This window comes from Bacteroides sp. DH3716P (assembly GCF_025914115.1).
Lineage (GTDB): Bacteria > Bacteroidota > Bacteroidia > Bacteroidales > Bacteroidaceae > Bacteroides > Bacteroides ovatus.
Genome location: NZ_CP083673.1, coordinates 6603558 through 6605754, shown reverse-complemented (window position 1 = coordinate 6605754; position 2197 = coordinate 6603558). Strand labels below are relative to the sequence as shown.

The window sequence follows — 2197 nt, the reverse complement described above, 5'->3', positions numbered from 1 at the left end:
AAATGCTGCCCCTCGACTTGCATGTGTTAAGCCTGTAGCTAGCGTTCATCCTGAGCCAGGATCAAACTCTTCATTGTAAAAGTATTTTTATCATCCCTTAGGATGACTTTTTTGCTCTGTTCAGGACGCCGTAAATTTATTGACCTTATTCAAATACCTATTAGTCTTAATTGTATCACTACTTCATAAGACAAGTATTGACGGTTCTATTTTTTTACTTGTACTACTTGTATTGTTTATCAATATTTCAAAGAACTTGCTGCTTTCGTTTTAAAAGCGGGTGCAAAGGTAAGGGCTTTATTTTTAACTACCAAACTTTTTCGGAAGTTTTTTAGTTTTTCTTTTTACTCGATTTCTCTGGCTCTCTATGCGAAAGGGAAAGAAGGTATGAAAGAATAACTCTTGCCAATTTCCTTTGCGAATCGGACTGCAAAGATAAGAACTTTATTTATTATAATCCAAACTTTTTCGGAAGTTTTTTGTTCTTTTCTTTAAGTGGGATTCCACTTTTTCACTAAGTCAATTTTTCAAGGCTTTCTTCTCTTGGAAAGCGGGTGCAAAAGTACGCCCTTTTGGTATACACTCCAAATATATCAAACTATTTTTTCTAATTATTTTTGANGCTTTCTTCTCTTGGAAAGCGGGTGCAAAAGTACGCCCTTTTGGTATACACTCCAAATATATCAAACTATTTTTTCTAATTATTTTTGAATACATTTGCTAAAGTGCTGACGCATAACGATGTTGTAGAACATATTTTTTATGTATAGGGAAATTGTGCGCGGAAACGACGAGAGGGATACACATTATTATATCACACGCGGGCGCGTGAAGGCGTGAAAAGAGAATGAAAAGAAAAAGACGAAAAAGAAAACTACAAGAAAATAGATATTAGAAAAAAGCAAGAGGATTTAGAATCAACCGTCAGAATACTTTTTCTAAGCGGTCTAACGGTTGGCTATTCCATAGGTATAGATCGGATAAATACAGAGTGGGTACTAATCAGATTCTAACTATAAAATCAGAATGTCATTCTTTTTTAGAGTTCTCTATTCGCAGGCTGACAAGTTCAACCCACTTCTTTATGCCCAAATCAAAGCCGCCTTTTTCTAACAGATGAAGGGCGCCCGCATAATGAAGGGCAGTCTCCTCCCTACTACAGCTTATCTTACAAGACAGTTTACCCAGATAGTATTCCAGCCGGGCCATTTGGATATAGTCCAATAAAGTATAATCCCCTTCGATTGACAAATCAATCAACTCCCGTATCAAAGCATAGGCTAGTTCACATTCCGTATAGGTTAAATCCGAGAGGGGTTTGTACATAACAGGATGCTGAGTCAGCTGAACAACAATTCGATTAAAGTCTCCGTACATAGGTTGCGTTTATTACCGCATCAGTTCCCGGTGGTGCGAGGGTTATAAAAAAAGAGAGCGTGGAAACTATCTATTCATGCCATATATAGGTATCCGCTAAGACCCCTTTCGTGAACATGAATGATAGCCCCACGCCCAATTGGATATATAACAAGGTTATACAGACAATAGTGCGTGAGACCTGTCATTCATTCCATTCACGAAAGTTAAAATTTAGCGGATTTTATATATGAATGTAACAAATAACCGTTCTCAATAAAATTATTAAAAAACTACTTCCTTCGCTCGAAAGTAAGTTATCACAAAAGTAGAAATAAATATCTATTAAACAAACAATTTTGACAGGAAAAACATGATAGATCAATTAATTCAGTCTATATCGCATAAAAAACACAAACCCAATATCCTACTAGAAACAATTTCTCATTTTCATTTCTCATATTCTCATAACATGCACAATAATCTTCTGTAAATCAACAATATAACACAATGAGAATAAAAATACAAAACGGCATTTCTCATAGTATGACCCGCATTTTGTACATAAAACAACCTATTTCTCATAACTTATCAAGGTATTTCTCATAGTATTTTGACTATTTATCCTATAAATTCTCAAGCTAGATCCTAAGCTAAAGACCAAGTTGAATACCAGACCATGCACCTATTTACAATATATCATCAGTGCTTATTGGAAGTATATAGAGCAGGTATCCGCATATTTTTCTACCGCAGGGCAGACGCATTAAAAATTATTTTCCTGTAAAAGTTGTGACAAATATTTTTCATCCCATCCCGCTTTTAGTCTTTTCAGATTCAT

General features: G+C 35.2%; 1 protein-coding gene. It reads right to left on the bottom strand.

Features of this window, described 5'->3' with window-relative positions:
- Positions 1-1029: 1029 nt before the first annotated feature.
- Complete coding sequence (locus tag KQP79_RS25670) at positions 1030-1377, bottom strand: hypothetical protein (protein ID WP_004307507.1); 348 nt, start codon at positions 1375-1377, stop codon at positions 1030-1032.
- Positions 1378-2197: the final 820 nt, after the last annotated feature.